General features: G+C 72.3%; 28 protein-coding genes. 17 read left to right on the forward strand and 11 right to left on the reverse strand.

Annotated elements, in window-relative coordinates; translation table 11 throughout:
• Nucleotide 1 precedes the first annotated feature (1 nt).
• On the reverse strand, nucleotides 2–568 hold the full coding sequence (locus tag OG594_RS03450) for a hypothetical protein (protein ID WP_266594996.1): 567 nt from the start codon (nucleotides 566–568) through the stop codon (nucleotides 2–4).
• A 106-nt stretch (nucleotides 569–674) separates the two neighbouring features.
• On the opposite strand from OG594_RS03450, the gene OG594_RS03455 reads away from it, so the two are divergent.
• The 5 genes from OG594_RS03455 (at nucleotide 675) to OG594_RS03475 (ending at nucleotide 3648) form a co-directional block, all read left to right on the forward strand.
• Nucleotides 675–1604 (forward strand): class I SAM-dependent methyltransferase, encoded by a 930-nt coding sequence (locus tag OG594_RS03455; RefSeq protein WP_266594998.1) that lies wholly within the window; start codon nucleotides 675–677, stop codon nucleotides 1602–1604.
• Nucleotides 1601–2137 (forward strand): hypothetical protein, encoded by a 537-nt coding sequence (locus OG594_RS03460; protein WP_266595000.1) that lies wholly within the window; start codon nucleotides 1601–1603, stop codon nucleotides 2135–2137. Before OG594_RS03455 ends, OG594_RS03460 begins: the two co-directional genes overlap by 4 nt.
• 63 nt (nucleotides 2138–2200) lie before the next feature.
• Entirely contained in the window at nucleotides 2201–2584 is a 384-nt protein-coding gene (locus OG594_RS03465; RefSeq protein ID WP_037717984.1) for a helix-turn-helix domain-containing protein, read from the forward strand.
• 23 nt (nucleotides 2585–2607) lie between these two features.
• A complete protein-coding gene (locus OG594_RS03470) occupies nucleotides 2608–3168 on the forward strand; it encodes a hypothetical protein (protein WP_266595004.1) in 561 nt (186 codons plus the stop codon).
• A gap of 141 nt (nucleotides 3169–3309) precedes the next feature.
• A complete protein-coding gene (locus OG594_RS03475) occupies nucleotides 3310–3648 on the forward strand; it encodes a DUF2516 family protein (protein WP_189734889.1) in 339 nt (112 codons plus the stop codon).
• Between the two features lie 93 nt (nucleotides 3649–3741).
• Here OG594_RS03475 and OG594_RS03480 read toward each other — a convergent pair whose 3' ends face one another.
• The 3 genes from OG594_RS03480 to OG594_RS03490 form a co-directional block, all read right to left on the reverse strand.
• Nucleotides 3742–5118 (reverse strand): PP2C family protein-serine/threonine phosphatase, encoded by a 1377-nt coding sequence (locus tag OG594_RS03480; protein WP_266595008.1) that lies wholly within the window; start codon nucleotides 5116–5118, stop codon nucleotides 3742–3744.
• Nucleotides 5119–5564: 446 nt separating this feature from the next.
• On the reverse strand, nucleotides 5565–6614 hold the full coding sequence (locus OG594_RS03485; protein WP_266595010.1) for an NlpC/P60 family protein: 1050 nt from the start codon (nucleotides 6612–6614) through the stop codon (nucleotides 5565–5567).
• Nucleotides 6615–6876: 262 nt separating this feature from the next.
• A complete protein-coding gene (locus tag OG594_RS03490) occupies nucleotides 6877–7698 on the reverse strand; it encodes a class I SAM-dependent methyltransferase (RefSeq protein ID WP_266595012.1) in 822 nt (273 codons plus the stop codon).
• Between the two features lie 230 nt (nucleotides 7699–7928).
• Between OG594_RS03490 and mshA the strand changes: the two genes are divergently transcribed.
• On the forward strand, nucleotides 7929–9299 hold the full coding sequence (mshA, locus tag OG594_RS03495; RefSeq protein WP_266595014.1) for a D-inositol-3-phosphate glycosyltransferase: 1371 nt from the start codon (nucleotides 7929–7931) through the stop codon (nucleotides 9297–9299).
• Nucleotides 9292–9777, forward strand: coding sequence for a YbjN domain-containing protein (locus tag OG594_RS03500; protein WP_030012782.1), 486 nt, complete (start codon nucleotides 9292–9294; stop codon nucleotides 9775–9777). The genes mshA and OG594_RS03500 overlap by 8 nt, the downstream gene beginning before the upstream one ends.
• A 116-nt stretch (nucleotides 9778–9893) precedes the next feature.
• Here OG594_RS03500 and OG594_RS03505 read toward each other — a convergent pair whose 3' ends face one another.
• A complete protein-coding gene (locus OG594_RS03505; protein ID WP_266595018.1) occupies nucleotides 9894–11186 on the reverse strand; it encodes an MFS transporter in 1293 nt (430 codons plus the stop codon).
• Between the two features lie 153 nt (nucleotides 11187–11339).
• Here OG594_RS03505 and OG594_RS03510 point away from each other — a divergent pair, with 153 nt between their 5' ends.
• Nucleotides 11340–12098 (forward strand): phosphoglyceromutase, encoded by a 759-nt coding sequence (locus tag OG594_RS03510; RefSeq protein ID WP_266595020.1) that lies wholly within the window; start codon nucleotides 11340–11342, stop codon nucleotides 12096–12098.
• 104 nt (nucleotides 12099–12202) lie between these two features.
• Here OG594_RS03510 and OG594_RS03515 read toward each other — a convergent pair whose 3' ends face one another.
• Entirely contained in the window at nucleotides 12203–13270 is a 1068-nt protein-coding gene (locus tag OG594_RS03515; protein WP_266595022.1) for a hypothetical protein, read from the reverse strand.
• Nucleotides 13271–13357: 87 nt separating this feature from the next.
• Nucleotides 13358–13951 (reverse strand): DUF2867 domain-containing protein, encoded by a 594-nt coding sequence (locus OG594_RS03520; protein WP_266595024.1) that lies wholly within the window; start codon nucleotides 13949–13951, stop codon nucleotides 13358–13360.
• A 96-nt stretch (nucleotides 13952–14047) separates the two neighbouring features.
• Between OG594_RS03520 and OG594_RS03525 the strand changes: the two genes are divergently transcribed.
• Entirely contained in the window at nucleotides 14048–14605 is a 558-nt protein-coding gene (locus OG594_RS03525; protein WP_266595026.1) for a TetR/AcrR family transcriptional regulator, read from the forward strand.
• A 98-nt stretch (nucleotides 14606–14703) separates the two neighbouring features.
• Here the strand turns inward: OG594_RS03525 and OG594_RS03530 are convergent, their stop codons facing one another.
• Entirely contained in the window at nucleotides 14704–14853 is a 150-nt protein-coding gene (locus OG594_RS03530; protein WP_167344738.1) for a hypothetical protein, read from the reverse strand.
• A gap of 195 nt (nucleotides 14854–15048) precedes the next feature.
• A complete protein-coding gene (gene phoU / locus OG594_RS03535) occupies nucleotides 15049–15726 on the reverse strand; it encodes a phosphate signaling complex protein PhoU (protein WP_266595029.1) in 678 nt (225 codons plus the stop codon).
• A 221-nt stretch (nucleotides 15727–15947) separates the two neighbouring features.
• On the opposite strand from phoU, the gene OG594_RS03540 reads away from it, so the two are divergent.
• On the forward strand, nucleotides 15948–17147 hold the full coding sequence (locus OG594_RS03540; protein ID WP_266595031.1) for a cell wall metabolism sensor histidine kinase WalK: 1200 nt from the start codon (nucleotides 15948–15950) through the stop codon (nucleotides 17145–17147).
• A gap of 42 nt (nucleotides 17148–17189) precedes the next feature.
• The gene (locus tag OG594_RS03545; RefSeq protein ID WP_030009598.1) at nucleotides 17190–17870 is read left to right on the forward strand and encodes a response regulator transcription factor; all 681 of its coding nucleotides are present in this window, start codon (nucleotides 17190–17192) and stop codon (nucleotides 17868–17870) included.
• Between the two features lie 207 nt (nucleotides 17871–18077).
• On the opposite strand, the gene OG594_RS03550 is transcribed toward OG594_RS03545, so the two are convergent.
• Entirely contained in the window at nucleotides 18078–18764 is a 687-nt protein-coding gene (locus OG594_RS03550) for a DUF461 domain-containing protein (protein WP_266595033.1), read from the reverse strand.
• Nucleotides 18765–19354: 590 nt separating this feature from the next.
• Here OG594_RS03550 and OG594_RS03555 point away from each other — a divergent pair.
• The 6 genes from OG594_RS03555 to OG594_RS03580 all read left to right on the forward strand — a co-directional run bounded on the left by OG594_RS03555 (nucleotide 19355) and on the right by OG594_RS03580 (nucleotide 25642).
• On the forward strand, nucleotides 19355–19837 hold the full coding sequence (locus tag OG594_RS03555; protein ID WP_003953493.1) for a CarD family transcriptional regulator: 483 nt from the start codon (nucleotides 19355–19357) through the stop codon (nucleotides 19835–19837).
• A 273-nt stretch (nucleotides 19838–20110) separates the two neighbouring features.
• Nucleotides 20111–20857, forward strand: a complete 747-nt coding sequence (gene ispD, locus OG594_RS03560) for a 2-C-methyl-D-erythritol 4-phosphate cytidylyltransferase (RefSeq protein WP_266595035.1) — start codon at nucleotides 20111–20113, stop codon at nucleotides 20855–20857.
• The gene (gene ispF, locus OG594_RS03565; protein ID WP_266595037.1) at nucleotides 20847–21368 is read left to right on the forward strand and encodes a 2-C-methyl-D-erythritol 2,4-cyclodiphosphate synthase; all 522 of its coding nucleotides are present in this window, start codon (nucleotides 20847–20849) and stop codon (nucleotides 21366–21368) included. Before ispD ends, ispF begins: the two co-directional genes overlap by 11 nt.
• Nucleotides 21369–21462: 94 nt before the next feature.
• Nucleotides 21463–22869 (forward strand): cysteine--tRNA ligase, encoded by a 1407-nt coding sequence (gene cysS / locus OG594_RS03570; protein WP_266595039.1) that lies wholly within the window; start codon nucleotides 21463–21465, stop codon nucleotides 22867–22869.
• A gap of 95 nt (nucleotides 22870–22964) precedes the next feature.
• Nucleotides 22965–23936, forward strand: a complete 972-nt coding sequence (gene rlmB, locus OG594_RS03575; RefSeq protein WP_266595042.1) for a 23S rRNA (guanosine(2251)-2'-O)-methyltransferase RlmB — start codon at nucleotides 22965–22967, stop codon at nucleotides 23934–23936.
• Nucleotides 23937–24115: 179 nt separating this feature from the next.
• On the forward strand, nucleotides 24116–25642 hold the full coding sequence (locus OG594_RS03580) for a DoxX family protein (protein WP_266595044.1): 1527 nt from the start codon (nucleotides 24116–24118) through the stop codon (nucleotides 25640–25642).
• Between the two features lie 193 nt (nucleotides 25643–25835).
• Here OG594_RS03580 and OG594_RS03585 read toward each other — a convergent pair whose 3' ends face one another.
• The gene (locus OG594_RS03585; protein ID WP_266595046.1) at nucleotides 25836–26612 is read right to left on the reverse strand and encodes a nucleotidyltransferase family protein; all 777 of its coding nucleotides are present in this window, start codon (nucleotides 26610–26612) and stop codon (nucleotides 25836–25838) included.
• Between the last annotated feature and the right edge of the window lie 21 nt (nucleotides 26613–26633).

Consider the following 26633-nt stretch of genomic DNA (forward strand, 5'->3'; position numbering starts at 1 on the left):
GCTACTCCATCCCGAGCAGTGGGGCGAGCGGATCCTCGGCGAGCGGGATCGGCGCGGCCAGGGCCGCGTCGTAGGCCGGGCGCGTGAAGACGTACGGGCCCAGGGGCAGTTCGCCCCACTGCGGCCGGTGGATCTGGTAGAAGCCGGACCACGTGACTGCGCTCTCCGTGACGCGGACCGCGGCGAGCAGGGGCCAGCATTCGTCGATCCCGCAGGGGCAGCTCAGGAGACACAGGGCGCCGGTGTTGCGGTCGCGGAGCTCCGGTGGCGCCTCGCCCAGGAAGTGGGCCCGGGCCCGGGCGCCGTCGTGGTCGTCGACCAGGTGCAGCGGGGCGTGCTGGCGCAGCAGGAACTCGTCGCGCTCCTGCGGGGTGTCGTCGTCCTCGTCGATTTCCTGGTCCCAGAGTGCGCGGGTCGCCTCCGCGACGAGGACGCGCAGGTCGGTGCCGTCGATGCGGATGCCCCAGGCAGTGAGGTGCGGGAGACCGGGGTGGGGGTGGCGCAGGAACTCCACCTGATGCGGGACGGGAGGGACGTTCGGGACGGGAGGGACGTTCGACGGACTCATGTGCCCCATCTTGTGGCGCCCGCTCTACCGGATCCACCGAGTATCGCGGCGGCGGCCGGTCGTGCGGACCGGTGGGGGCCGGACGGCAGCGGTTAGGGTCTCGACCGTGCCCCACCTCGAAATATCCGACCTGATCACCGTCACGGACCCGCGCAGCGGAGCGCGCCTGCCCGTGCACCGGGGTGAGGTCGTGCAGCGGCTCCGTGAGGCCGGGGACCGGCGCGCCGCACGCATCGTCGCCGCGCTGCCCGCCGACCGGCACGACGTGCTCGACCCGTTCGCCGTGGACCGGCTCATGATCGGCGTACACACCGAACTGCAGCGGCTCAGCGAGGAACTGCGCCTCGGGGAGCGGCTCGTCCACGTGCTCGGCCCGCTCTTCGAGGCCGTCCGCGCGACGGCCACCGGCCCGTTGCGACTGGTCGACGTCGGTTCCGGGCTCGGCTACGTCGTGCGCTGGCTCGCCGCCCACGGCCCGCTCGGCCCGGAGGTCGAGCTCGTCGGCGTGGACCTGGACGCCGCGCTCGTCGGCGAGGCCGACCGGCTGGCCCGGGCCGAGGACCTGGACTGCCGTTTCGTCCACGGGAACGCCTTCGACCTGCCGGAGGCGGCCACCGTGTACGTGTCCACCGGGGTACTGCACCATTTCCGGGGCCCCGACCTCGCGGAGTTCTTCCGGGCCCAGGCCGCCTCGCCCGCGCTCGCCTTCTGCCACTTCGACATCGCCGCCACCCGGCTCGCGCCCGTCGGGGCCTGGGTGTTCCACCGGACGCGGATGCGCCACCCGCTGGGCCGTCACGACGGTGTCGCCTCGGCCCGCCGGGCGCACACCGACGAGACGCTGCTGCACGCGGCGGCCGCGCCGGGGATGCGGCCGCTGCTGTACGAACCCCGGGGGCTGGCGAACCCGTTCTGCACCACCCTGCGCCCGATCATCGGGGTCCGGCCCGAGTTGGAGGCACCGCTGCGCAGGGCGTTGGGCCGTGCCGCGCGCCGGCTCGTGGGCCCCGAGCAGCTCGTCGGAGCGGCGCGGTGACCCCGCAGGACGCGGCGCCGGCCCTGGCCGGGGCGCTCATCGCGCTGGGCCTGGTGGACTCGGCGTTCAGCGGCTTCCGCGCGTACGCCGGGCGGGACGCCAGGATCCGCAAGGGCCACGCCGTCGTACGGGCGTCCCTGCGCGGCCTGGCCGTCGGCGGCGGGCTGCTGCTCGCCCCCGTGTTCACGGCCGGCGCCGTCCTGCTGGCCGCCGCCGACCGCCACCGGGCGTACGCGGCGCTCGCCGAGGGCGGCATCGGGTTCCTGGTCCCCCTCGCCTGCTACGCCTCGGCCGTGCTGGTGTCGCTCGCCGCTTACCTCGTGCTGCCGTTCCGCGCCAGTACCTTGGCCATGGTGGCGGGCCTGGGCCCGCTGACCCTGCTGCGGCCGCTGGCCGTGGCCGCCGCCTGCGGCGGCGTACTCGTTCGCGGCGGGGGCGTGTACGCGCTCCTGGTGGGCGCGGTCGCGGGCGCCGCGGTGCTGTCCGTCGAACCGCTCGTGCACCGCCGCTGGTACGCCGTTCCGCGCGGGTGACCAGTGGGAGATGCTGCAAGCAGGTCGCTTGCAATAGTTAGCAAGGTCGGGCAGGATCTGAGCATGGCATCGCTCAACGTCGGAAATCTCGGCGAATACCTCCGTGAGCAGCGTCGGCAGGCCCAGCTTTCGCTGCGGCAGCTGGCCGAGCAGGCGGGGGTGTCGAATCCGTACCTGAGCCAGATCGAGCGCGGGCTGCGCAAGCCCAGCGCGGACATCCTGCAGCAGCTGGCCAAGGCGCTGCGGATCTCCGCGGAGACGTTGTACGTGCAGGCCGGGATCCTGGATGAGCGGGATCCGGACGAGGTGGAGACGCGAGCCGTCATACTCGCCGACCCCTCCATCAACGAGCGGCAGAAGCAGGTGCTGCTCCAGATCTACGAGTCGTTCCGCAAGGAGAACGCGCTCGACGTGCCCACCGACGAGATGCCGTCGAAGCCGAACTGAAGTTGATCCGGGAGGACCAGCACATGGCCATCGCCGATGACCTGAAGAAGACCCTCACCGACCCCACTCCCCTCTACTTCGCCGCAGGCACCGCCGATCTGGCCGTGCAGCAGGCCAAGAAGGTGCCCGACCTGATCGAGCAGCTGCGCGCCGAAGCCCCCGCGCGCATCGAGGCCGTGAAGAACACGGACCCGAAGGCCGTCCAGGAGGCGGTCACCGCCAAGTTCGCCGAGGTGCTTGGCGCGATCGACCCGAAGAAGCTCGGGGAGACCGCCCAGGACCTGGCGCTGCGCGGTGTCGGCGTGGCCGCCGAGTACGCGGTGCGCGCCAAGGAGACGTACGACAAGGTCGCCGTGCACGGCGAGCAGGCCGTGCGGACCTGGCGGGGCGAGGTCTCCGCCGAGATCGTCGACATCGCCGTGGCCGTCGAGCCCGAGCCCGAGGCCGGGGCGGAGCCGGCGGCCGAGCCGGCGTCGGAGCCGGTGGCCGAGGCCGCGGGCGAGGATAAGACCGCCGCGAAGAAGATCACTGCGCGCAAGAGCACGGCCAAGAAGGCCGCGGTCACCGCGGGCGAAGCGAACTGACGCGCAGCCGCATGAGCGACGGCGGGCCGGGCACCCTTCAGGTGCCCGGCCCGTTGTGGTTCATGAAGGGGCCCGTGCCGGTAGCGTGGAGTCGGGTGGCATCGGAAGTGCGAAGCAGAAGCTGAGAAGGCGGTCGAAGCGATGTTGATGGAAGGGTTCGATCGAGGCGTGATCCCGTTCCTGGGGCTCGTCATGCTGGTGCTCGCCGTCGTGGCCTTCGTGTTCGCCCTGGTGGCGCGGGAGGACGCGTACCGGGCGGCCGACAAGCAGAGCAAGACCTTCTGGCTGGTCATCCTCGGCGTCACCGTGGCCGTGGACTTCTTCCTGGGGATGCTGTTCCTGCAGATCGCCGGTCTCGTGGCGACCATCGTGTTCTTCGTCGACGTGCGCCCGGCCCTCAAGCAGGTCTCGGGCGGTGGCGGCCGGCGCGGCGGCAGCAGCAGCGACGGGCCGTACGGGCCTTACAACGGCGGACGCTAGGCGTACTGCGGCGACAGGAGCCGGAGCTTGGAGCCGTGGCCGGGCCGGAGCCCGTGGCCGGGGCCCGGGCCCCGGCGCAGGAGCGCGGCGGGCTCAGCCCTCGGCGCGGGAGAGCAGGACCACGGCCACGTCGTCGGTCAGCTCGCCGCCGTTGAGCCGGCGGGCCTCGGTGACGGAGGCCTCCAGTAGGCCCTCACCGCTCAGACCGAGGTCCAGGTGGCGGTTGATCATGTCGACCATGCCGTCCTGGCCCAGACGTTCCTTGCCCTCGCCGATGTGGCCCTCGATCAGGCCGTCGGTGTAGAGCATCAGGCTCCAGGTGCCGCCGAGCTCCACCTGGCGGCGCGGCCAGCGGGCCCGGGGCAGGAGCCCGAGGGCCGGGCCGCTGTTCTCGTACGGGAGCAGTCGCGCGCGGCGACCCGGTCGGGAGATCAGCGGGGCCGGATGGCCGGCCAGGCACAGACCGGCGCGGCGTCCGTCCGGGGCGATGTCGACCGTGCACAGCGTCGCGAATATCTCCTCGCACGGCCGCTCCACCTCCAGGACCTCCTGGAGGGTGGCCAGCAGGTCGTCGCCGCAGAGGCCGGCCAGGGTCAGGGCGCGCCAGGCGATGCGGAGCTCGACGCCGAGCGCGGCCTCGTCGGGGCCGTGGCCGCAGACGTCGCCGATCATGGCGTGGACGGTGCCGTCGGGGGTGCGGACGGTGTCGTAGAAGTCACCGCCGAGCAGGGCCCGGCTGCGGCCGGGGCGGTAGCGGGCGGCGAAGCGGAGGTCGGAGCCCTCCAGGAGGGGCGTGGGGAGCAGGCCGCGTTCGAGGCGGGCGTTCTCCTGGGCGCGCAGTTTCGATTCTGCGAGCTTGTACTGGGCGATGTCCGCCCGCTTTCTCTCCACGGCGTAGCGGATGGCGCGGCTCAGCAGCCGGCCGTCCAGCTCGTCACGGAAGAGGAAGTCCTGGGCGCCGACCCGGACGGCCTCGGCGGCGCGCTCGGCATCGTCCTCGCCGGTGAGGACGAGGACGGCGTGGCGCGGGGCGATGCGCAGCACCTGGCGGAGGGCGACCAGCTCGTCCACGGCGATGGCGGTGCCGGCGGCGGCGCCGGTCCCGTTCGTCGAGCCGTTGGCCGAGCCGTTGGTCGAGCCGTTGGCCGTAGCTCCCGGCGTACGGGCGCTGGCGTCCGGGAGGGACAGGTCGAGGAGGATGCAGTGCACGTCGGGCGTGAGCAGCCGCTCGGCCTCGGTGAGGTTGCGGGCGGTGCGGACCCGGATGCGGTGCCCGTCCGCGTCGAGGATCTCGGGGACGGTGAGGCCGCCGGCCGGGTCGTCCTCGATGACGAGGAGGGTCAGCGGGGTCGGTTGAGGGGTCGCCTGAGCGACGCCCGTGGCGGCTACGGCCGGGGCGGCGGTGTGCAGAACGGCCAGACCGCTCTCCGTGGCCGAGGTGTCCCTCTGCCGCGGTACGGGTACGGGCATCGTCTCCGGTTCCTTCCCTCCCCCCGAGGGTGCGCTCGTCCGGCAGACCCTAGCGGTCCCGGCCCGACGAACGGAATGCCGTCCTTGGTGAGGGCCTCCGTCATATGCGGTTATCGCGGGGGAAAATCGGCTCACTGGATGACAAAGGTCACGGCGGGGCCGCGTTCCGTCCCGTTCAGCGAGACGTGTCCGAGCCCCCGGGGGTTGCCCCCGTCCCCGCATCGGGCCGGCGCGGCGGAAGGATCGGAGCTCCGCCCCGGACCCCGCGCCTCAAACGCCGGCGAGGCTGGATTTTCGCCCCGCTCCGAGCTTCCGGCCGGCCACCGTGCTTTCCAGCCCCTCCGGCCTTTGAGGGGCGGAGCCCCGCCGGGGAGCCGCCCGGCAGGGAGCCGCCCGGCAGGGGGCGGGGCTCCGCCCGGACCGGCCGCCGAGCGACCCCGCAGGGGCTACGCGTCGGGGCGGACCACGGCCTTGATCGGCATCGAGCCCGCACCCGCCAGCGTGATGTTCCGGCCGGGGCGCGGGGCGTGGACCATCGCGCCGTCGCCGACGTACATGCCGACGTGGGTCGCATCGTCGAAGTAGATGATCAGGTCGCCCGGGCGCATGTCCTTCAGCGCGACCTTCGGCAGCAGCCGCAGCTGCTCCTGCGAGGTGCGCGGGATGCCCCGGCCCGCCGCCAGCCAGGCCTGGGAGGTCAGCCCGGAGCAGTCGAAGGACGACGGACCCACGGCACCCCATTTGTACGGCTTGCCGATCTGGGCGGTGGCGAACTGCACGGCCCGCTTGCCCGCATCCGTGGCCGTGCCCTTGACGTCCTTCATCGCACCCGTCGACAGCCACGCGGTCTGGGCCTTGTACTGGGCTTCCTGCTCCAGCTGGATCAGCCGGGCCTTCTCCTCGGCCTCCAGCTTGCTCTCCAGCTCCTCCGCCGCCTTGATCTTCTCCTCGATCTGCTTCTTGGCGTCCTCCGACTTGACCCTGTTGGCCTCCAGGATGGCCCAGCGCTCGCTCGCCTCCTCGGCGTAGCGCTGCAAGTCGGCCTGGGTCCGGTCCAGTTCGGAGAGCATGCCCGAGGTGGCCTTCTCGCCCTCGCGCAGCCGACCCGCCCCGTCGAGGTAGTGGTTCGGGTCGTCGCTCAGCGCCAGCTGCGCGCCCGGCGGCATCCCGCCCGTGCGGTACTGGGCGCGGGCGGCGGCGCCCGCCCGGTTCTTCAGGGCGGTGATCCGCTCCTTGCCGGCGACGACGAGACGGGCGACCTCGACGATCTTGTCCGACTGGGCCTTGGTCTCGGCCTCGGCGAGGTTGTAGGCGTCCGTGGCGGCACCCGCCTGCCGATACAGCTCCTCGATCTCCTTGCGGACCTGCTCCAGGGACTTGCCGCCCGGTTCGGGCAGGGGTGCGGCCGGTGCCGCCGGAGCTGCGGGGGCCACCGGGGCCGCCGGAGCCGCGTACGCCACGCCCGTGGCGAGGCCCGGCGCCGTCAGTATCGCCATCGTGCACAGCAGCACGAGAGAACTTGCGCCTCGCCGTCGCCTTGCGGCTCCCATGGTCCCCCCAGGCACCCGAGTCAGACCTCGCATCAGATCTGACTATTCATCAGTAACTTATCGCTGACATCGGGATGGTGCCACGAGTCGATGAATTCCAACACCCTTGTGGATGGCGATCCGATCTTGTCCGCCCCAACGGACGACCTTCCCGACCCCGCACGGTTCAACGGAACGCCCCCGCCCCCGGTTCCCCCGCCCGCCGCAATCACCCCAGCGGGCGCAACGCCTCCCAGGGCAGGGTCAGTTCCCCCTGCCGCCACCGCCGCGGACCGTCCACCAGCGGCCAGTCGCCGGCCAGCGCCCGCGCCGTCCGGATCCAGCGCTGCCGCGCCCCGTACGCGGCGTACGGAGCCGCCGCCGCCCACGCCCGGTCGAAGTCGCGCAGGAACGCGTGCACCGGCTCGCCCGGCACGTTCCGGTGGATCAGCGCCTTCGGTAGCCGTTCCGCCAGGTCGGAGGGGCGCTCCAGGGAGCCCAGCCGGGTCGCGAAGGTCACTGTGCGCGCCCCTTCCGGGCCCAGCGCCACCCACACGTGCCGCCGCCCGATCTCGTCGCAGGTCCCCTCCACGAGCAGCCCGTCCGGGGCCAGCCGCCCGCACAGCCGTGCCCACACCTCGGCGACCTGCTCCTCGTCGTACTGGCGCAATACGTTCGCCGCGCGGATCAGTGCCGGTCGGGCCCCGCCGTCCAGCGGTACCTCGAAACCGCCGTGCCGGAAGCTCAGCCCTTCCCGCTCGTACGGCTTCGCGCCCGCCACCCGGGCCGGCTCGATCTCGATGCCGACCACCCGTACCCGCGGCGCCGCGTCCCGCAGCCGTGCCAGCAGCTCGACCGCCGTCCAGGGGGCGGCCCCGTAGCCGAGGTCCACCGCGACCGGCGCCTCCGCGCGCCGCAGCGCGGCCCCGTGGGTGGCCGCGATCCAGCGGTCCATCCGGCGCAACCGGTTCGGATTGGTCGTCCCGCGCGTCACCGAGCCCACGGGGCGGCCGGGCGCGCGGCTGGAGGGCGGGGTACTGCGGGAGGCCATGAGCCGAGGGTAAGCGGAGGGCCCGCGCACCAGGAAAATCCCGCTGCGCACCACTGAAGAAGAGGAAACCTCCGGGAAAACCGGACACCCCGGAATGCGCGGGACGGGCATCCGGGTTGCACTCCTTGCAGGGCGTCTTCCGCGCCCTCGCCGTCATGCCGTCCGGCATGCGGTCCGTCATGCCGTCCGAGCGTCGTGCGTGCGCCGTCCGAGCCGAGAGGACTGGTCCCTTGAGCCAGTACGTGTCCCGCCTCAGTGGCCGCCTCGCTGCCGCCCGTGCCACCCGCCACGAGCCGCCCCGCCTGCGACTTCCCGCCGTCGGACACCACCGCAAGCCGCGCCGCGTGGCCATGCTCAGCGTGCACACCTCACCGCTGCACCAGCCCGGTACCGGCGACGCCGGCGGCATGAACGTCTACATCGTCGAGCTGGCCAAGCGGCTCGCCGCGATCAACATCGAGGTCGAGATCTTCACCCGGGCCACCACCGGCGGGCTGCCCCCCGCGGTCGACCTGGCCCCCGGAGTCCTCGTACGGCACGTCGACGCGGGCCCCTACGAAGGCCTCGCGAAGGAGGAGCTCCCGGCCCAGCTGTGCGCCTTCACCCACGGCGTCATGCAGGCCTGGGCCGGCCACCGCCCCGGCTACTACGACCTCGTCCACTCCCACTACTGGCTCTCCGGCCACGTGGGCTGGCTCGCCGCGCAGCGCTGGGGCGTCCCGCTCGTGCACGCCATGCACACCATGGCGAAGGTCAAGAACGCGGCGCTGGCCGAGGGGGACACGCCCGAGCCCGCCGCCCGCGTCATAGGCGAGACCCAGATCGTGGCCGCCGCCGACCGGCTCATCGCGAACACCGCCGAGGAGGCCGACGAGCTCGTCCGGCACTACGAGGCCGACCCCGCCAAGGTGGCCGTCGTCCACCCCGGAGTGAACCTCGACCGGTTCACCGTCGGCGACGGCCGGTCCGCCGCCCGCGCCCGCCTCGGCCTGCCCCAGGACGCCGTCATCCCCCTCTTCGCCGGCCGGATCCAGCCGCTGAAGGCCCCCGACATCCTGCTGCGCGCCGTCGCCGTCATGGTCGACCAGGACCCCTCGCTGCGCCGCCGCCTCTTCGTACCCGTCGTCGGCGGGCCCAGCGGCAGCGGCCTCGCCAAGCCGGAAGGCCTGCACAAGCTCGCCGCGAAGCTCGGCATCGCCGACCTCGTGCACTTCCACCCGCCGGTCGCGCAGGACGGCCTCGCGGACTGGTTCCGGGCGGCGTCCGTGCTGGTCATGCCCTCTTACAACGAGTCCTTCGGGCTCGTCGCGATAGAGGCCCAGGCCGCCGGTACGCCGGTGCTCGCCGCCGAGGTCGGCGGGCTGCCCGTCGCCGTCAACGACGGGGTCACGGGGATCCTCGTACCCGGCCACGACCCGGTGGACTACGCGCGGGAGTTGCGGCGCTTCGTGGACGAGCCGGCGCTCGCGGACCGGATGGGCGCCCAGGCGGCGCGGCACGCGCAGTTCTTCGGCTGGGACACGGCGGCGAGCGGCACGGCCGACGTCTACACCGCGGCCATGCATGATCATCGTCGTCGCGTACGCTCCCACCATGGCTGACACCGCCGAGATCATCGAGAGCGCGCTCACCGGCGCGGAGCTGAGCTGGGAGAGCCCCGAGCCGGGGTCCTACGTCGTCCAGCTCCCCGGCACCCGCAAGCTGAGCACCACGTGCTCGCTCAAGGTCGGAAGGCATTCGCTCTCGGTCAACGCCTTCGTGATCCGCCACCCCGACGAGAACGAGGCGGGCGTCCACCGCTGGCTGCTGGAGCGCAACCTCAAGCTGTACGGCATGGCGTACGCGGTGGACCGCCTCGGCGACATCTACCTGACGGCCCGGCTCCCGCTGTCGGTCGTCGACCCGGAGGAACTGGACCGGCTGCTCGGCACCGTCCTGGAGGCGGCGGACGGCTCCTTCAACACGTTGCTGGAGCTGGGCTTCGCGAGCGCGATCCGGCGCGAGTACGAGTGGCGGGTCTCGCGCGGCGAGCCGACCTTCAACCTCGACGCGTTCAAGCACCTGACGCAGCCGTCGTAACGGGGGCGCTGCCCCCGAACCCCCGCGCCTCAAACGCCGGCGGGGCTGAAATATAGCCCCGCCGGCGTTTGAGGCGCGAGGTCTGGGGCGGAGCCCCAGCAGCGGCGCCAGCCGCGTCATGCCTCGGCGGCAGCCGGCAACGGCTTGGTGTCGGCCGGAGCGCCAGCCCCCGCGGCCCCGACCACGCCCCCCTCGGGAAGCCTCCGCATCAGCAGCCAGTAGCCGGCCGCCGCGACCGTGCCGAGGACGGCGGTGGCCCCCCACAGCCAGTCGGCCCCGTACCGGTCGATCAGGAAGCCCGCCATCAGCGGCGCCACCAGCGCGGCCACCGCCCAGGACAGGTTGTAGACCCCCTGGTAGCGGCCGCGCCCGTGGACCGGCGAGAGCCGTACGACCAGGCCCATCTGGGTCGGCGAGTTCACGATCTCGGCCAGCGTCCACACGCACACCGTCAGCGCGTACGCCCACAACGGCCCGGCGAAGGCCGTCAGCGCGAACCCGTACCCGGCCAGCAGCGCCGAGACCACCAGCAGCTTCTGCGGGTCGCGCCGCTCGATGAACGCCGTGACCGGGATCTGCAGCAGCACGATCAGCAGCCCGTTCACGGCGACGACCAGCCCGTAGTCCCTGGGCGAGAAGCCCGCGGAGCCCATCGCGACCGGCAGGCCGACCGAGCCCTGCGTGAAGATCAGCGAGATCAGGAACGACAGCCCGACGACACCCATGAACCGCCCGTCCCGCAGTACGGTCCCGAGCCCGATCGCCGGCTCCTCCCCGATGGTGGCCGACGCGCCCCCGGCCCGGGCGGGCCGGTCCGGCCGCGACTCGGGCAGCTTGACGAAGACCAGCACCGCGCAGACCAGGGTCAGCGCGGCCTCGCCCAAGAAGCCGGCCAGGTAGCTGTACTCCGCGATCAGCCCGGCCGCCATGGCGCTGATGGCGAAGCCGAGGTTGAGGGCCCAGTAGTTGAGCGCGAAGGCCCGTACGCGGTCCTCGGGGCGGACGATGTCCGCCATCATCGCCGCGACCGCCGGCCGGGAGGCGTTCGAGGTCATGCCGACCAGCAGGGCCACGGCCGCGATCGCCGCCGGGTGCTCCATGAAGCCGAGCAGCGCCACCGAGAAGGCGGTCGACGCCTGGGCCGCCAGCATCGTGGGCCGGCGCCCGAGCCGGTCGGTCATCACGCCCGCGACGAGCGAGGAGAGGACCCCGCCGAGCCCGTGGAGGGCCACCACGAGTCCTGCGAAGGAGGCCGAGTAGCCCCGGTCCAGGGTCAGGTACAGGGTCATGAAGGTGACGACGAAGGCCCCGAGCCGGTTCACCAGCGTGCTCGTCCAGAGCCACCAGAAGGCCCGGGGCAGCCCGGAGACGCTCTCCCGGACCACCTGTGCCAAACGGGCAGCGGACATAACGGATCCCCCCGGCGGTGTAAGCATCACTCGTACGCCGTGCACATTACGAGTGGCGGGTGTCGGGGCGCCACTCGATTGACGCGCACCGTCAATCCGACGGGACCCCGCACCGCGCGCGAGCGCCGCCGGGCGTCCACTAGGCTCGTACGCATGGCCGACGCACCGTACAAGCTGATCCTCCTCCGCCACGGCGAGAGCGACTGGAACGCGAAGAACCTGTTCACCGGCTGGGTGGACGTCAACCTCACCGAGAAGGGCGAGAAGGAGGCGGTCCGGGGCGGTGAGCTGCTCAAGGACGCCGGCCTGCTGCCCGACGTGCTGCACACCTCCCTCCAGAAGCGCGCCATCCGCACGGCGCAGCTCGCGCTGGAGGCCGCCGACCGCCACTGGATCCCGGTGCACCGCTCCTGGCGCCTGAACGAGCGCCACTACGGTGCGCTCCAGGGCAAGGACAAGGCGCAGACCCTCGCGGAGTTCGGCGAGGAGCAGTTCATGCTGTGGCGCCGCTCGTACGACACCCCGCCGCCGGTCCTGGAGGACGGCACGGAGTTCTCGCAGTCCGCGGACCCGCGCTACGCGTCGATCCCGAACGAGCTGCGTCCGCGCACGGAGTGCCTCAAGGACGTCGTCGAGCGGATGCTGCCGTACTGGTACGACGGCATCGTCCCGGACCTGCTGGCCGGTCGCACGGTCCTGGTCGCCGCGCACGGCAACTCCCTGCGCGGTCTGGTCAAGCACCTGGACGGCATCTCCGACGCCGACATCACGGGCCTGAACATCCCGACCGGCATCCCGCTCGTCTACGAACTGGACGCCGACTTCAAGCCCCTGAAGCCGGGCGGCACCTACCTCGACCCGGCCGCCGCGGCTGCCGCCATCGAGGCCGTCAAGAACCAGGGCAAGAAGTAGCAAGAAGAGCAATCACGCCCCTGACCTGCGCACATGGTGCGGGTCAGGGGCCCTCTTTTGCCCTGGGCCCACCGCGGGTCCTCAAGCGCGGGGGAGCGCCGGCGCTAGCGGGCGGGACGCGTCCGCAGCCAGTACGAGCGGGCCGCGATGGTCAGGGCGATCCCGTAAGCGGCGAAGGCGACCACCCCGATCCAGGCCACCAGGAGCGCGTCGTCCGAGGAGTGGAAGTCACCGCGCCGCATCGTCACTGCGCCGGCCGTGGCCAGGGCCGCGTATCCGACGCCCGCAACGCCGTACGGGGCGAGCGTGGCGGCGCCGAGCAGAGCCGGGGCGAGCGGGAGCCAGCGCGGCACCCGTCGGCCGTGCAGGAACGGCGTCCAGCGCGGGAAGACCTGCCCCCACGGACGGACCAGGCCCCACAACAGGAAAACGCCGAGCGCGGCCAGCAGTGCGGTGGGGTCCAGGCCCCAGGACTCCAGTGCGAGGAAGATCCCCGAGGCGCCGTTGCGCTCCGAGACCGCGAGCATCTCCGCGCCGGTGATCCCCGCGAACGTCCCGCCGGACGCCCAGACCAGCTTCATCGCCGCGTACGGGACGAAGGCCAGGGTTGCGACCCAGGCGCCGAGCTGGACGGCGCGCGGGGCAGCGGACGGCGCTCGTACGGCGGTCCCGGCGGTCCCGGCGGTGCTGGTGGTCCCGGTGGTCCCGGTGGTCCCGGTGGTCCCGGCGGGCCGGCGGCGGCCGGACCGGGCCGTGGCCGCGAGCAGGACCGCCCCGACCGCCGCGAGGACCTTGTGCGCGGCCGAGGCCCAGCTGTCCACTCCCTGACCGAACATCAGCGTGATCACGTCCATCAGCAGGCTGAACGCAGCGATCCCGGCCAGCCCGCAGACCACCCAGAGCAGCACCCGTAGTGCCGGCCGCGGCCCGCACAGCACCACGGCTCCGCTGGCCGCCGTCCCCAGCGCACCCACCCCCACGACCGCCCAGCCCAGCCCGGAGGGCACGGGGTCACCGCCGTGGTAGAGCAAGGAGGTCCCGCTCAGCGCGCACGCCAGGCCGAAGCCGGCGTACGACACGGCCCACAGCAGCGCCGCCCGGGCCACCGCGCGCGGCCGTCGCTGCCACCGGGCGCTCCAGAGCGCCTTCGTCATCCGTTCAGCACTGGTCATGCCCTGAAACCTCGCACCGACCGCCGCAGGGTGGCGTCGGCCGCCGGAACGATCCGCCTCCCCCGGCCGGGTGAGGGCGTGGGTGGTTCAGGGGGCGGCGGTGGGTGCGTTCTCCCGCCATTCGCGGCCGATCGAGCGCAGCAGGGCCGGGTAGACGCCGAGGTAGCGGAAGGGCTTGATGCCCAGCATGTAGAGGGAGCCGAGGCGGCCGTTCGGCTTCACCAGGACGGTCAGCTGGCCGCGGTAGCCGCCCGCGCCGTCCGGGACCCAGCCGATGTGCATCAGCCCGTGCATGGTCCGGTTGGCGCTCTCGGCCGCCCACTCGTCGTGGGTCTGGAAGACCGAGGTGAACGGGACCGACCGGAGGTCGGGGCCCCGCTCGCCCTCGCGGAGGTCGGCCGGCAGGCGGTCGCGCAGGGTCGGGACCCGGGAGCCGAGGCCGCCGTCGGGCTCGTCCCAGCCGAACATCTTGCCGAGCTTCCAGCGGACCGCGAAGAGTACGCGCGCCACGGGGGAGGGGACGGGGTCCCCCGTATCGCCGGCGAACTGGCGCACCAGGCGGGCGAGGTCGTCGGGCCCGCCCGGGGTCGGTAGCGCCCACACGTCCTCGACCTGGAAGTCGCCGGCGATCTCGTGGACCCGCCAGGGGCGGGAGGTGTGGGCGGTCTTGGGGAGTCTCATCGGTCAGCCCCTATCTATACGATGCCGTATAGATCGAGGCTAGCACTCGTCTATACGGCACCGTATAGACGGGGGCCGTGTGAGGAGGAGCACAGCATGGGCGCGACCCGCACACCGCGCGGAAAGTGGATCGAGGAAGGGCTGCGGGCCCTCGCCGCCGGCGGTCCCGAGGCCGTCCGCGTCGAGGCGCTGGCGCAGGCGCTCGGCGTCAGCAAGGGCGGCTTCTACGGGTACTTCGGCAGCCGGGGCGCGCTCCTCACCGAGATGCTCGACACCTGGGAGCACGAGGTCGCCGAGGCCGTGATCGAGCAGGTCGAGGGCGGCGGGGGCGACGAGCGGGCCAAGCTGGAGCGGCTGTTCGCGATCGCCTCGACGGCCGACGGGCCGATCAGGGGCACCAGGGCCGACCTCGCGATCCGTGACTGGGCCAGGCGCGACGAGGACGTCGCACGGCGGCTGCGGCGCACCGACAACCGGCGCATGGAGTACCTGCGTTCGCTGTTCCGTGCCATCTGCACCGACGAGGACGACGTCGAGGTCCGCTGCCTGCTGGCCTACTCGCTGCGGATCGGCGAGCACTTCATCCACGTCGACCACGGTGGTCGCACACAAGCGGAGGTCATGGAACTGACCCGCGACTGGCTGCTGAGGTAGGCCCCGTCCGAGTTCCCTCGGCCGCGCATGCGAAGGGCCCCGGCCGAGGGAACTCGGACGGGGCCCGTCGTGCGCGTGCGCGGAGCCGGTGGAGGCGGTCAGCCGCCGCACTGGCAGGGGGCGCCGGACTGGCAGCCGCAGCCGCAGCCGGAGCCGCACCCGCAGGCGGCGAGCAGCGGTAGCCGCAGCGGCTCCGGCCTCGGCGGCTGCTCCTGCTCCGGGGTGATGGGGACGGGGGAATCGGGCATGGTTCCTCCTCGCGGGGGCGGTGCCCCGTGGCATACGGGACTTCGTACGACGACCGCCCTCGCCCTCATTCATGCCCAGCGGTACCGGCGCGTCAACGGCGCATTGGGGCTCGGTGGGCCCTCGTTCCGATGCCCTCGTTCCGGTGCCCTCGTCCGGATCCTCCGCTTCCGGATCCCCCGCTTACGGGGCCGGTGTCAGATGCCCTCGACCTGGGTCGGCTGCTGGAGGTCGTCCGCGTGCTCACCCGTCACCAGGTAGACCACGCGCTTGGCCACCGACACCGCGTGGTCCGCGAAGCGCTCGTAGTAGCGGCCCAGCAGGGTCACGTCCACGGCCGTCTCGATGCCGTGCTTCCAGCGGTCGTCCATCAGGTGCTGGAACAGCGTGCGGTGCAGCTGGTCCATCTCGTCGTCGTCCTGCTCCAGCTGGAGGGCGAGGTCGACGTCCTTCGTGATGATCACCTCGGCGGCCTTCGCCATCAGGCGCTGCGCCAGCTGTCCCATCTCCAGGATGGTGGCGTGCAGGTCCCGCGGCACGGCCCGGTCCGGGAAGCGCAGCCGGGCGAGCTTCGCCACGTGCTGGGCGAGGTCACCGCTGCGCTCCAGGTCGGCGCTCATCCGCAGGGAGGTCACGACGATGCGCAGGTCGGTGGCGACCGGCTGCTGGCGGGCCAGCAGGGCGATGGCGCGCGCCTCCAGGTCGTGCTGGAGGTCATCGACCTTCTGGTCGGCGGCGATGACGTTCTCGGCGAGCTTCAGGTCGGCGTCGAGCATGGACGTCGTGGCCCGCCCGATCGCGGAGCCGACGAGCCGGGCCATCTCGACCAGGCCTTCTCCGATCGAGTCCAGTTCCTCGTGGTACGCGTCGCGCATGTCTCGTGTCCCTCTCTCGACCTACTGCTCACTGCAAGTACTGCCCGGGGCGGGCCGGGGCGGCCAGCGGCCCCACGGTGTCACGGTGAGCCGCAAACGCGTCCGACTCCGGCACCACAAGTGAATCAACCCCGTCGCCAGGGTGAACTCTGGGCGACGACTGTTCGAGGTGCCACCCGAACGGCTGTGGAAGTGTCGTCGTGCCTGCTTAACCTGGATCCATGGACGTGAACGCGGCGGTCGCCGCAGCTGCAGCGATCGCCGGTCTTTGCACCGGTGTGATCGCGATGCTGGCGTTCCGCTGGAGCGAGCGCGACCAGGCCCGCCCCACCCGGAGCTCCATCCGCCCCGACCTCAACGCGGTGCTGCCGCCCGGCGTGGACACCGTCCTCTCCGTGCTGCGCTCCTCGGCGGTCGTACTGGACGAGGGCGACGCGGTGGTCAAGGCCAGCTCGGCGGCGTACGCCCTCGGCCTGGTCCGCGGCGGAAAGCTCGCCGTGGAGCCGATGCTCCACATGGCCCGCGACACCCGCCGCGACGGGGAGATACGGCAGGTGGAGCTGGACCTGCCCCGGCGCGGCACCGGCCGGGGAGAGGCCCTCGCGGTCTCGGCGCGCGTCGCCCCGCTCGGCTCCCGCCTGGTGCTCCTCCTGGTCGAGGACCTCACCGAGGCCCGCCGCATCGAGGCCGTACGCCGCGACTTCGTGGCCAACGTGTCCCACGAGCTGAAGACCCCGGTCGGAGCGATCTCCCTGCTGTCCGAGGCCGTCATGGACGCCGCGGACGACCCCGAGGCGGTCAGCCGCTTCGCGGGCCGCATGCAGATCGAGTCCACCCGGCTGATCAACCTCGTGCAAGAACTCATCGACCTCTCCCGGGTACAGAACGACGACCCGCTGGAGGACGCCGAGCCCGTGCGCGTGGACACGCTGGTCGCCGAAGCCATAGACCGCTGCCGCCACACGGCGTCCTCGAAGCAGATCACCATGGCCGCGGGCGGCACCGCCGACCTGCGCGTATGGGGCAACCGCGGTCAGCTCGCCGCCGCCCTCGGGAACCTGGTCGAGAACGCCGTCAACTACAGCCCCGCCCGCACCCGCGTCGGCATCGCCGGACGCAAGGTGACGGCTCCTGGGGGAGACTTGATCGAGATCGCCGTGACCGACCAGGGCATCGGCATCCCGGAAAAGGACCGCGAGCGCATCTTCGAGCGCTTCTACCGCGTGGACCCGGCCCGCTCCCGAGCCACGGGAGGAACGGGCCTCGGCCTTGCGATCGTGAAGCACGTGGCGGCCTCGCACGGCGGGGAGGTGTCGGTATGGAGCTCGGAGGGCCAGGGTTCCACGTTCACCCTGCGACTCCCTGAAGCAGCCGCCACGGCCCCGGCGGCGGCCCCCCGCACCCACCCGACCCCTGCCTGACCCACAAACCGCTCCAGCCATTCCTGCCCCGGAGGTCCTTCCGTGACCCGAGTGCTCGTCGTCGAGGATGAGGAATCCTTCAGCGACGCCCTGTCCTACATGCTCCGCAAGGAGGGCTTCGAGGTCGCCATCGCCGCGACCGGGCCCGACGGGCTCGACGAGTTCGAGCGCAACGGCGCCGACCTCGTCCTCCTCGACCTGATGCTCCCCGGCCTGCCCGGCACGGAGGTCTGTCGGCAGCTGCGCGGCCGCTCCAACGTTCCCGTGATCATGGTGACCGCCAAGGACAGCGAGATCGACAAGGTCGTCGGGCTGGAGATAGGAGCAGATGACTACGTCACGAAGCCCTTCTCCTCCCGCGAGCTGGTCGCCCGCATCCGTGCGGTCCTGCGCCGCCGCGGGGAGCCGGAAGAGGTCACCCCGGCGGCCCTGGAGGCCGGCCCCGTACGGATGGACGTCGACCGCCACGTGGTCACCGTCTCCGGCGGCAAGGTGGACCTCCCGCTGAAGGAGTTCGACCTGCTGGAGATGCTGCTGCGCAACGCGGGCCGCGTGCTGACCCGCATGCAGCTCATCGACCGGGTCTGGGGCGCCGACTACGTCGGTGACACCAAGACGCTGGACGTCCACGTCAAGCGCCTGCGCGCCAAGATCGAGCCGGACCCGGGCGCACCGCGCTACCTGGTCACGGTCCGCGGCCTCGGTTACAAGTTCGAGCCGTAGGCCGACGTCGTTCGCGCGGTCCGGGGCCGGCCGGAGGTCGGCGCAGCGTCCCGAAGCCGGTGAGGCCCCCCGGGCCTCGCCGTGCGAGGGGCGCACGCGGAACGGAGTTCGAGCCGTAGGTCGGACCCGGCCCTGAGGGGCGTACGGGAAGGGCCCCCACCCGCCGATGCGGATGGGGGCCCTTCCCGTTTGCGTACGTGGGGTCCGTCAGTGGCCGGCGCTGTGCGACGGGGAACCGGACGGCGTACCGGCGCCACCGGCCGAGGGGGACCCGGACGGAGTGGCACCCGCGGCCGCACCGGAGGCCCCGGCCGACGGGGAGCCCGACGGGGAGCCCGACGGCGCGCCCGAGGGGGAGCCGGACGGGGCCGTGGCCGGCGCCGCGGTCGGGCCGAACGGTGCGTACGGGCCGGTGGCCGGGACCACGAAGGCCTCCAGCTCGACGCCGCCCGTGCTGCTCAGCTGGAAGACGACCTTCTGGACCTCGCCGTCCCGGACGTTCGCTGCGCCGTCCTCGATCACGGCGGAGGCGTTGCCCTTGCCGCCGATCACCACGTAGCCGAGGGCCGGCACGGTGACCTTGCCGGAGCCTTCGGCCGGCTTCAGCGCAACCTTGCCCTTGCTACCCGGGAGGGTGATGCTGTCAACGGTCTCCGCCTTGGTGCCGTTGTTGAAGACCGTCGCGGAGACGACCGCCGGGCCCTTCTCGCCCTTCTGGCCCTGGGTGATCACCAGCGCGTTCTGGACCTCGATCTCGCCCTTGGTGGCGGCGGCGTTGTCCGGCTTGATCTGGAGGGTCTGCGCATCCTGGCCCGCACCGCATGCGGCCAGCGAGGCGATCGAGAACACGACGGCGGTGGCGGCGAGGGCGCCGCGTCGAAGGCTGCGGCTCACGGCGGCGGCATCTCCTTGGACGAACGGAAGGGGCGGGTGGACGCTCGGAACGGCCGAGGTAAAGCCGCTCTAAGGGTGTGTCAGCGCGCTTAGGTTACCGAGCCGCCGCCCCGCCCCCGCACCCGACCCTCCGCAGCGCAGTCCCCGCCCCGGGAGCGCCCCGCGATCTTGCATTCCACCGTGCCGTTCGCCGCGCCGATCTTGTGCCGCTCGCATATCGTGCGCCGGACCCTTGTTGATCAATTCGGGGATTCCCTCGAACGGCACCTCGTGATCAATTCGGGATTGGGCCGGAACCTGCCCGGTGGGGGCTGTCGCCAGTCGGACGGAGTAGTTCGGTTTCCCGACTCGGAACCCGGCAAAACGGGACGTACGTCACACTGATGGGGGTGCCGGGCAGGTGTAGCGTGGCCCTTTCGCCCGGTCCGCGCAGCGCCCCCGACCTGCGAATACCCCCTTCCGGGAGCCCTCCGCAGCACGTTCGTGTTGCTGTTGTCAAGCCCCGAGATGTGCCCTGACCTGCGAAAACGCCATTCATAACAGTCAGTTCTCGTGTTACCCTGGATAGCCACGGAAGGGGTACCTGTCACATGACGTTCAAGGTTGGCGACACCGTGGTCTATCCCCATCACGGGGCCGCGCTGATCGAGGCCATTGAGACTCGTCAGATCAAAGGCGTGGACAAGACCTACTTGGTGCTCAAGGTCGCCCAGGGCGACCTGACGGTTCGTGTGCCTGCGGACAATGCGGAGTTCGTCGGCGTTCGCGACGTAGTCGGCCAGGACGGGCTGGACCGGGTCTTCGAGGTGCTTCGTGCACCGTATGCAGAAGAGCCGACGAACTGGTCCCGGCGCTACAAGGCAAATCTGGAGAAGCTCGCTTCTGGCGATGTCATCAAGGTCGCCGAAGTGGTGCGTGACCTGTGGCGTCGTGAGCGTGAGCGCGGGCTTTCCGCGGGTGAGAAGCGCATGCTCGCGAAGGCGCGCCAGATTCTGGTGAGCGAGCTCGCGCTCGCTGAGAACACGAACGAGGACAAGGCTGAGGCCCTCCTCGACGAGGTGCTCGCGTCCTGACGCGAGTCGCCGTGCACCATTTTGGTGCGCAGCTTGCCGCGGTGCCCGATGACAAGGTCTCTCCTCCACGAGAGGCCTGTTGCCGGGCGCTGCGGCATGTCTGTATCCGTACCTTTTGTCTTACTGCCCCACTGCCACCACTGCGATGGCGTGCCGGGCCCGGGCTGCCCGCTCGACCGCTCGTCCACGGAAGGGGCGAAGGGCGTCGCACCCGGCACCCTTCAGGCCATACCCATGTCGGCCGAAGTCACAAACCTGGCTCGGAGCTACTGAATGTCTGACGTAACGCGTCCCCACCGCACCGCCGCGGTGATCCCGGCCGCCGGCCGGGGGGTACGCCTCGGTCCCGGTGCCCCCAAGGCCCTGCGGGCCCTCGGCGGCACCCCGATGCTCATCCACGCCGTGCGCGCGATGGCCCGCTCCCGCGCGGTCTCCCTCGTGGTGGTCGTGGCCCCGCCCGCCGAGGCCGCCGAGGTGCGCCTGCTGCTGGGCGAGCACGCGCTGCCCGAGCGCACCGAGCTGCTGGTCGTCCCCGGCGGGGAGACCCGCCAGGAGTCCGTCCGCGCCGGCCTGGACGCGTTGCCGCCGGACGTCACCTCCGTACTCATCCACGACGCGGCCCGCCCGCTCGTCCCCGTGGACACCGTGGACTCGGTCATCGAGGCCGTGCGCGACGGAGCGCCCGCCGTGGTGCCCGCGCTGCCCCTGGCCGACACCGTCAAGGAGGTCGAGCCCGGCAAGCCCGGCGAGGCCGAGCCGGTCCTCGGCACGCCCGAGCGGGCCCGGCTGCGCGCCGTGCAGACCCCGCAGGGCTTCGACGTCGCCACCCTCCAGCGGGCGCACGCCGCGATCGCCGTCGACGGCGAGGGCGCCACCGACGACGCCGGAATGGTGGAACGGCTCGGTGTCACCGTCGTGGTGATCCCCGGCCACGAAGAGGCCTTCAAGGTCACCCGCCCGCTCGACCTGGTCCTCGCAGAGGCCGTACTCGCCCGCAGGAGGGCCAACGATGGCTACTAGTCCCACTGGGTCGACCGTGCCCGCCGCCCCGCTGATCCCGCTCGTCGGCATCGGCACCGACGTGCACGCCTTCGAGACCGGCCGCGAGCTGTGGTGCGCCGGCCTGCTCTGGGAGGGCGAGGACGGCCTCGCCGGGCACTCCGACGGTGACGTCGCCGCCCACGCCGCCTGCGACGCGCTCTTCTCCGCCGCCGGCGTCGGCGACCTCGGCGCGCACTTCGGCACCTCCCGCCCCGAGTGGTCCGGCGCCGCCGGCGTCACCCTCCTGGCGGAGGCGGCCCGGATCGTCCGCGCCGAGGGCTTCGAGATCGGCAACATCGCCATCCAGGTGATCGGCGTACGCCCGAAGATCGGCAAGCGGCGCGAAGAAGCACAGAAGGCGCTCGCGGCCGCCGCCGGCGCCCCCGTCTCGGTGTCCGGCACCACCACCGACGGGCTGGGGCTCACCGGCCGCGCCGAAGGGCTCGCCGCCATCGCCACGGCCCTCGTGTACCGGACGAACCGGGCCTGATCCCCCGCAGCGGCCGTACATCTTCGGCAACAAACGTGCCCCGGGTCCCGAAAGGGTCGCGGGGCACTGCTACAGGCCCACTACCCTGGATGCCGTGACTATTCGCCTGTACGACACCAGCGCCCGGCAGATCCGCGACTTCACCCCGCTCACCGCGGGCTGTGTCTCGATCTACCTCTGTGGTGCCACCGTGCAGGCCGCCCCGCACATCGGGCACATCCGCTCGTACCTCAACTTCGACGTCATGCGCCGCTGGTTCGCCTACCGCGGCTACGAAGTGACCTTCATCCGCAACGTCACCGACATCGACGACAAGATCATCGCCAAGGCGGCCGAACAGGGCCGCCCCTGGTGGTCCATCGGCTACGAGAACGAACTGGCCTTCAACTCCGGCTACGACGCGCTCGGCTGCCTGCGGCCCACCTACGAGCCGCGCGCCACCGGGCACGTCCCGGAGATGATCGAGATGATGCGCGGGCTCATCGAGCGCGGTCACGCGTACGAGTCCGAGGGCAACGTCTACTTCGACGTGAAGTCCTTCCCCGGCTACCTCTCGCTCTCCCGCCAGGAGCTCGACAACATCCGCCAGCCGGAGAGCACCGGCGAGACCGGCAAGCGCGACCCGCGCGACTTCGCCATGTGGAAGTCCGCCAAGCCCGGCGAGCCCTCCTGGGAGACCCCGTGGGGCCGCGGCCGTCCCGGCTGGCACCTGGAGTGCTCGGCCATGGCGCACAAGTACCTCGGTGAGGCCTTCGACATCCACGGTGGCGGGCTCGACCTGATCTTCCCGCACCACGAGAACGAGATCGCCCAGGCCCAGGCCTTCGGCGACGAGTTCGCCAAGTACTGGGTCCACAACGCCTGGGTCACCATGTCCGGCGAGAAGATGTCCAAGTCGCTGGGCAACTCCGTCCTCGTCTCCGAGATGGTCAAGCAGTGGCGCCCGATCGTCCTGCGCTACTACCTCGGCACCCCGCACTACCGGTCGATGATCGAGTACAGCGAGGAGGCCCTGCGCGAGGCCGAGTCGGCCTTCGCCCGGATCGAGGGCTTCTACCAGCGCGTCATCGAGAAGGCCGGCGGTCCCGTCGAGCCGGCGGGCGAGGTCCCGCCCGCCTTCGCCGAGGCCATGGACGACGACCTGGGCGTCCCGCAGGCCCTCGCGATCGTCCACACCACCGTCCGCCAGGGCAACAGCGCCCTCGCCGCCGACGACAAGGACGCGGCCATCGCGCGCCTGTCCGAGGTGCGGGCCATGCTGGGCGTCCTCGGCCTGGACCCGCTCGACCCCCACTGGGACAGCGGGACCGGCTCCGACCGCGGCGAGGAGCTCCACGGCGCCGTGGACACCCTCGTACGGCTCGTCCTGGAGCAGCGCGAGTCCGCCCGGGGCCGCAAGGACTGGGCGACCGCCGACGCGATCCGCGACCAGCTCCAGCAGTCCGGGCTGGTCATCGAGGACAGCCCCACGGGTCCGCGCTGGACGCTCGGCTCCCGCTGAGCCCGGGCAGCTGAGCTTGGTGTGCTGCCCGGCGCTCCGGGCGGCACACTCTTCATACGTACATATCGCAGCACCAACGAAAACAGGTAGAGGTCATGGCCGGGAACAGCCAGCGCAGGAACCGCCGCACGTCCAACAAGAAGGGCGCCACGGTCGGCAGCGGTGGCCAGCGGCGCAAGGGCCTGGAAGGCAAGGGCCCCACGCCCAAGGCCGAGGACCGCAAGAAGCACAAGGCGAACCGCATCGCGGGCGCCATGGCCCGGCAGGCCGCCAAGCGCCGCCCCGCCCCCCGCCGCGGCGGCCCCAAGGGCACCAGCGAGATGGTCGTCGGCCGCAACCCGGTCTTCGAGGCGCTGCGCGACGGCGTCCCCGCCACCACCCTCTACGTCCAGCAGTTCATCGACAACGACGAGCGCGTCCGCGAGGCCCTCCAGCTCGCCGGCGAGCGCGGCAACATCAACCTGATGGAAGCCCCGCGCCCCGAGCTCGACCGCATGACCAACGGGCTCAACCACCAGGGCCTGGTCCTCCAGGTCCCGCCGTACGAGTACGCGCACCCCGAGGACCTCACGGCGGCCGCCTACGACGACGGCGAGGACCCGCTCATCGTCGCCCTCGACGGCGTCACCGACCCGCGCAACCTCGGCGCGATCGTCCGCTCCGTCTCCGCCTTCGGCGGCCACGGCGTGGTCATCCCCGAGCGCCGCGCCGCCGGCATGACCGCCGGCGCCTGGAAGACCTCGGCCGGCACCGCCGCCCGCACCCCGGTCTCGCGCGTCACCAACCTGACCCGCGCCCTCCAGGACTACAAGAAGGCTGGCCTCACCATCGTCGGCCTCGCGGCCGAAGGCACGCACACGGTCAACGACCTCGCCGAGCTGGCGGGCCCGGTCGTCATCGTCGTCGGCTCCGAGGGCAAGGGCCTCGGCCGCCTCGTCGGCGAGAACTGCGACTACCTCGTCCGCATCCCGATGCCGGGCGGCGCCGAGTCCCTCAACGCCGGCGTCGCCGCCGGCGTGGTCCTCTACGAGGCGGCCCGCCGCCGCGCCGACCGCGGCCGCGTCTGATCCCCGCGCAACGGGTCCCCGCACGCCGGATCCCTCGCGCAACTGATCCACTTGGCGCACGGAACATGACCCGTGAGCGTGTCACCCCGCCCGATTCGGGCGGGGTGGCTTGATCTTGACGGGCCTCGGACACATCCCTGGCGTCAAGGCAGTGTCCTAAGCACTGATCACTCGGTTAGATGAGTGTGGACACCAGAACGTCAGGGTTCGACGACCAGCCCGCGCTGAGCATGGTCAAGGTGCCGTGCGACCCCGCACAGGTCATCGTCAACCACGCCAGCTTCCGCGTGCGGCTCGCACCGAGCCCGAGCGCGCGTTCCAAGCCCGCGAAGCCCCCCGGCCGCACACCCGTTCTGGGTGGCGCCGTCGTGGCCGCCGCCGGGGCCACCCGCCGCCGGGCCCCCGTGGTCTGGAGCGGCAAGTCCGACGCCGGCGACGCCGCCGCCATGGGCGGCCTGCTCCAGGCCGTCCGCGAGGCCGGCCGCGGACACGACGAGTACGACGGCGGCACCACCCAGGTCATCCCCCGCGTCGACCTGGCCCACGACCTCGCCGAGGACACCCTCGCCACGCCGACCGTCATCGGCCAGCGCAGCTACGGCGACCCCTCCGAGACCCGCCCGCTGGCGGCCGTGCGCGACCTGCCGTACTACCAGGAGCCGCCCGGCTCCGGCCCCGGGGCCGATTCCCGCCGGGCCGGCCCCGACACCCGCGGCCAGGCCTCCTACTACCCCGGCCGCCGGATGAACCTCGGCGTCGTGCTGCTCCCGCTGCGCGTCTTCCTCGGCTTCATCTCCATCTACGCCGGCATGGGCAAGCTCTGCGACCCCGTCTACTTCGACGGCGGCGAACGCGGCTCCATGGTCACCTGGCTGCGCACGCTGAACCCCTGGGCCCTCGCCGAGCCGCTGCGCGACTTCGCCCTCGCCCACCCGGTCGGCGCGGGCCTGAGCGTGGCCTTCCTCCAGGTCATCGTCGGCGTGCTGACGGTCTTCGGCCTGTGGCAGCGGTTCGCCGCCTGTTTCGGGGCCCTGCTGTCGGCCGCACTGCTGATGACGGTGAGCTGGAAGACCGTCCCGGCCTACGACGCGCCCGACATCATCTACCTCGCCGCCTGGAGCCCGCTGATCATCGCCGGCGCCCCGGTCTACTCCCTCGACGGGCGCCTCGCCGGCGAGGCCTGGCGGACCCTCGGTCCGCGCTCCGAGGTCTGGCAGCTGCGGCGGCGCGTCCTGCGCCGCGGGGCCGTCATGGCCACCGTCGTGTGCGGGCTCACCCTGCTCGTCGGCTCGCTCCTCGGCGGCGCCGTCCGCTCCTCCACCGTCGTCACCGTCCCCGGGCCGGGCGAAGCCCCCAGCAACTACCTGCCCGGCCGGCCGCTGCCGCAGGCACCGGCCACTCAGCAGCCCGTACAGCAGCAGCCCACGAAGCCGCCGACCAAGTCCGCCTCGCCCTCGGCCAGCGCGACCGAGCCCGCCGCCAAGTCCGGGAAGACCGCGTCCAGCACCCCCTCCAAGGGGACCTCGGGGACCCGCTCCGAGTCGCCCGCCGCGACGCGCGGCACCACCGGCAAGCAGCAGACCCCGCGCAGTACCCCCCGCCAGTCCTCCCCGCCCAGGCAGCCCCCCTCCTCCGCGGGGAGCAGCACGGGCGGCGGGGCCCCGGCCCCGAAGCAGCCGGGCCTGATCGGTGGGCTCATCGGCTGACACCGGCTGATACCGGCTGACAACACGGCTGATATCGGCTTATATCGGCACCGGCGAGACGGGGCCCGGCGCGCGCGAGCGTGCCGGGCCCCGTACGTGTGCCGGGTGCACGAAGCCGCGTACGTACGGGCCGTAGTGCGTACGGGGAGTAGTACGTGCGGGCCGACGGGCAGCGGTCGGCCCGTGGGGGGCCTCAGGCGCCCTTGTGCGCCGCCAACTCCCGCGCGGCCTCGGCGAGGTCCTTCGCGGTGTCGATCGCCCGCCAGTAGGCCCCCTGTGGCAGCGGGAAGCCCGCGAGGCGCCGTTCACGGGCCAGGCGCGGGAACGTCGTCCGCTCGTGGTCCCCCAAGTCCGGGAGCAGCGCGGTGAATTCGGCACTGAAGACGTACACGCCGGCGTTGACCGGGTAGGGCGACGGCGGGGCCTCGATGAAGTCCAGCACCTGCCCGAACTCGTTGGTCTCCACGACCCCCCACGGGATCCGCGGGCGCGCCAGCGCGAGCGTGGCCACCGCGTCGCGCTCCGCGTGGAAGGCGGCCATCTCGCGGAGCGAGAACCGGGTCCACACGTCGCCGTTGGTCGCGTACCAGGCCCCGTCGGGATGCGGGAGGTGCCGGGCGGCGTACTTGAGACCGCCGCCGCGCCCCAGTGGCTCCTCCTCGACCACCGTGGTCACGCGCAGCGGCAACCGGGCCCCGGCGAGCCACTCCTGGAGCACCCCGGCCAGGTGCCCGCAGGAGACCACGGCGTCCGTGACCCCCTCGGAGGCCAGCCAGGCCAGCTGGTGCCCGATGATCGGCACCCCGGTCCCCGGGATCTCGACCATCGGCTTCGGGCGGTCGTCCGTGTACGGGCGCAGCCGCGAACCCTGGCCGCCCGCCAGGACGACGGCCTGGGTGGGGGCGGCGGGGAACGCGGCTGCGGAAGGAGCGGGCGGAGCGGATGGAGCGGATCGGTGGTCGTCGGTCATGACGGCCAGCGTAGGGAGGTG

The organism is Streptomyces sp. NBC_01214 (genome assembly GCF_026340975.1).
Taxonomy (GTDB): domain Bacteria; phylum Actinomycetota; class Actinomycetes; order Streptomycetales; family Streptomycetaceae; genus Streptomyces.

What these genes read in the sequence shown, in the direction of transcription:
- OG594_RS03450 (WP_266594996.1), bottom strand. Translation starts at nt 568, where the DNA reads ATGAGTCCGTCGAACGTCCCTCCCGTCCCGAACGTCCCTCCCGTCCCG.
- OG594_RS03465 (WP_037717984.1), top strand. Translation starts at nt 2,201, where the DNA reads ATGGCATCGCTCAACGTCGGAAATCTCGGCGAATACCTCCGTGAGCAG.
- OG594_RS03470 (WP_266595004.1), top strand. Translation starts at nt 2,608, where the DNA reads ATGGCCATCGCCGATGACCTGAAGAAGACCCTCACCGACCCCACTCCC.
- OG594_RS03475 (WP_189734889.1), top strand. Translation starts at nt 3,310, where the DNA reads ATGTTGATGGAAGGGTTCGATCGAGGCGTGATCCCGTTCCTGGGGCTC.
- OG594_RS03480 (WP_266595008.1), bottom strand. Translation starts at nt 5,118, where the DNA reads ATGCCCGTACCCGTACCGCGGCAGAGGGACACCTCGGCCACGGAGAGC.
- OG594_RS03485 (WP_266595010.1), bottom strand. Translation starts at nt 6,614, where the DNA reads ATGGCGATACTGACGGCGCCGGGCCTCGCCACGGGCGTGGCGTACGCG.
- OG594_RS03490 (WP_266595012.1), bottom strand. Translation starts at nt 7,698, where the DNA reads ATGGCCTCCCGCAGTACCCCGCCCTCCAGCCGCGCGCCCGGCCGCCCC.
- OG594_RS03500 (WP_030012782.1), top strand. Translation starts at nt 9,292, where the DNA reads ATGGCTGACACCGCCGAGATCATCGAGAGCGCGCTCACCGGCGCGGAG.
- OG594_RS03505 (WP_266595018.1), bottom strand. Translation starts at nt 11,186, where the DNA reads ATGTCCGCTGCCCGTTTGGCACAGGTGGTCCGGGAGAGCGTCTCCGGG.
- OG594_RS03510 (WP_266595020.1), top strand. Translation starts at nt 11,340, where the DNA reads ATGGCCGACGCACCGTACAAGCTGATCCTCCTCCGCCACGGCGAGAGC.
- OG594_RS03515 (WP_266595022.1), bottom strand. Translation starts at nt 13,270, where the DNA reads ATGACCAGTGCTGAACGGATGACGAAGGCGCTCTGGAGCGCCCGGTGG.
- OG594_RS03520 (WP_266595024.1), bottom strand. Translation starts at nt 13,951, where the DNA reads ATGAGACTCCCCAAGACCGCCCACACCTCCCGCCCCTGGCGGGTCCAC.
- OG594_RS03525 (WP_266595026.1), top strand. Translation starts at nt 14,048, where the DNA reads ATGGGCGCGACCCGCACACCGCGCGGAAAGTGGATCGAGGAAGGGCTG.
- OG594_RS03530 (WP_167344738.1), bottom strand. Translation starts at nt 14,853, where the DNA reads ATGCCCGATTCCCCCGTCCCCATCACCCCGGAGCAGGAGCAGCCGCCG.
- phoU (WP_266595029.1), bottom strand. Translation starts at nt 15,726, where the DNA reads ATGCGCGACGCGTACCACGAGGAACTGGACTCGATCGGAGAAGGCCTG.
- OG594_RS03540 (WP_266595031.1), top strand. Translation starts at nt 15,948, where the DNA reads ATGGACGTGAACGCGGCGGTCGCCGCAGCTGCAGCGATCGCCGGTCTT.
- OG594_RS03555 (WP_003953493.1), top strand. Translation starts at nt 19,355, where the DNA reads ATGACGTTCAAGGTTGGCGACACCGTGGTCTATCCCCATCACGGGGCC.
- ispD (WP_266595035.1), top strand. Translation starts at nt 20,111, where the DNA reads ATGTCTGACGTAACGCGTCCCCACCGCACCGCCGCGGTGATCCCGGCC.
- ispF (WP_266595037.1), top strand. Translation starts at nt 20,847, where the DNA reads ATGGCTACTAGTCCCACTGGGTCGACCGTGCCCGCCGCCCCGCTGATC.
- rlmB (WP_266595042.1), top strand. Translation starts at nt 22,965, where the DNA reads ATGGCCGGGAACAGCCAGCGCAGGAACCGCCGCACGTCCAACAAGAAG.
- OG594_RS03580 (WP_266595044.1), top strand. Translation starts at nt 24,116, where the DNA reads ATGAGTGTGGACACCAGAACGTCAGGGTTCGACGACCAGCCCGCGCTG.
- OG594_RS03585 (WP_266595046.1), bottom strand. Translation starts at nt 26,612, where the DNA reads ATGACCGACGACCACCGATCCGCTCCATCCGCTCCGCCCGCTCCTTCC.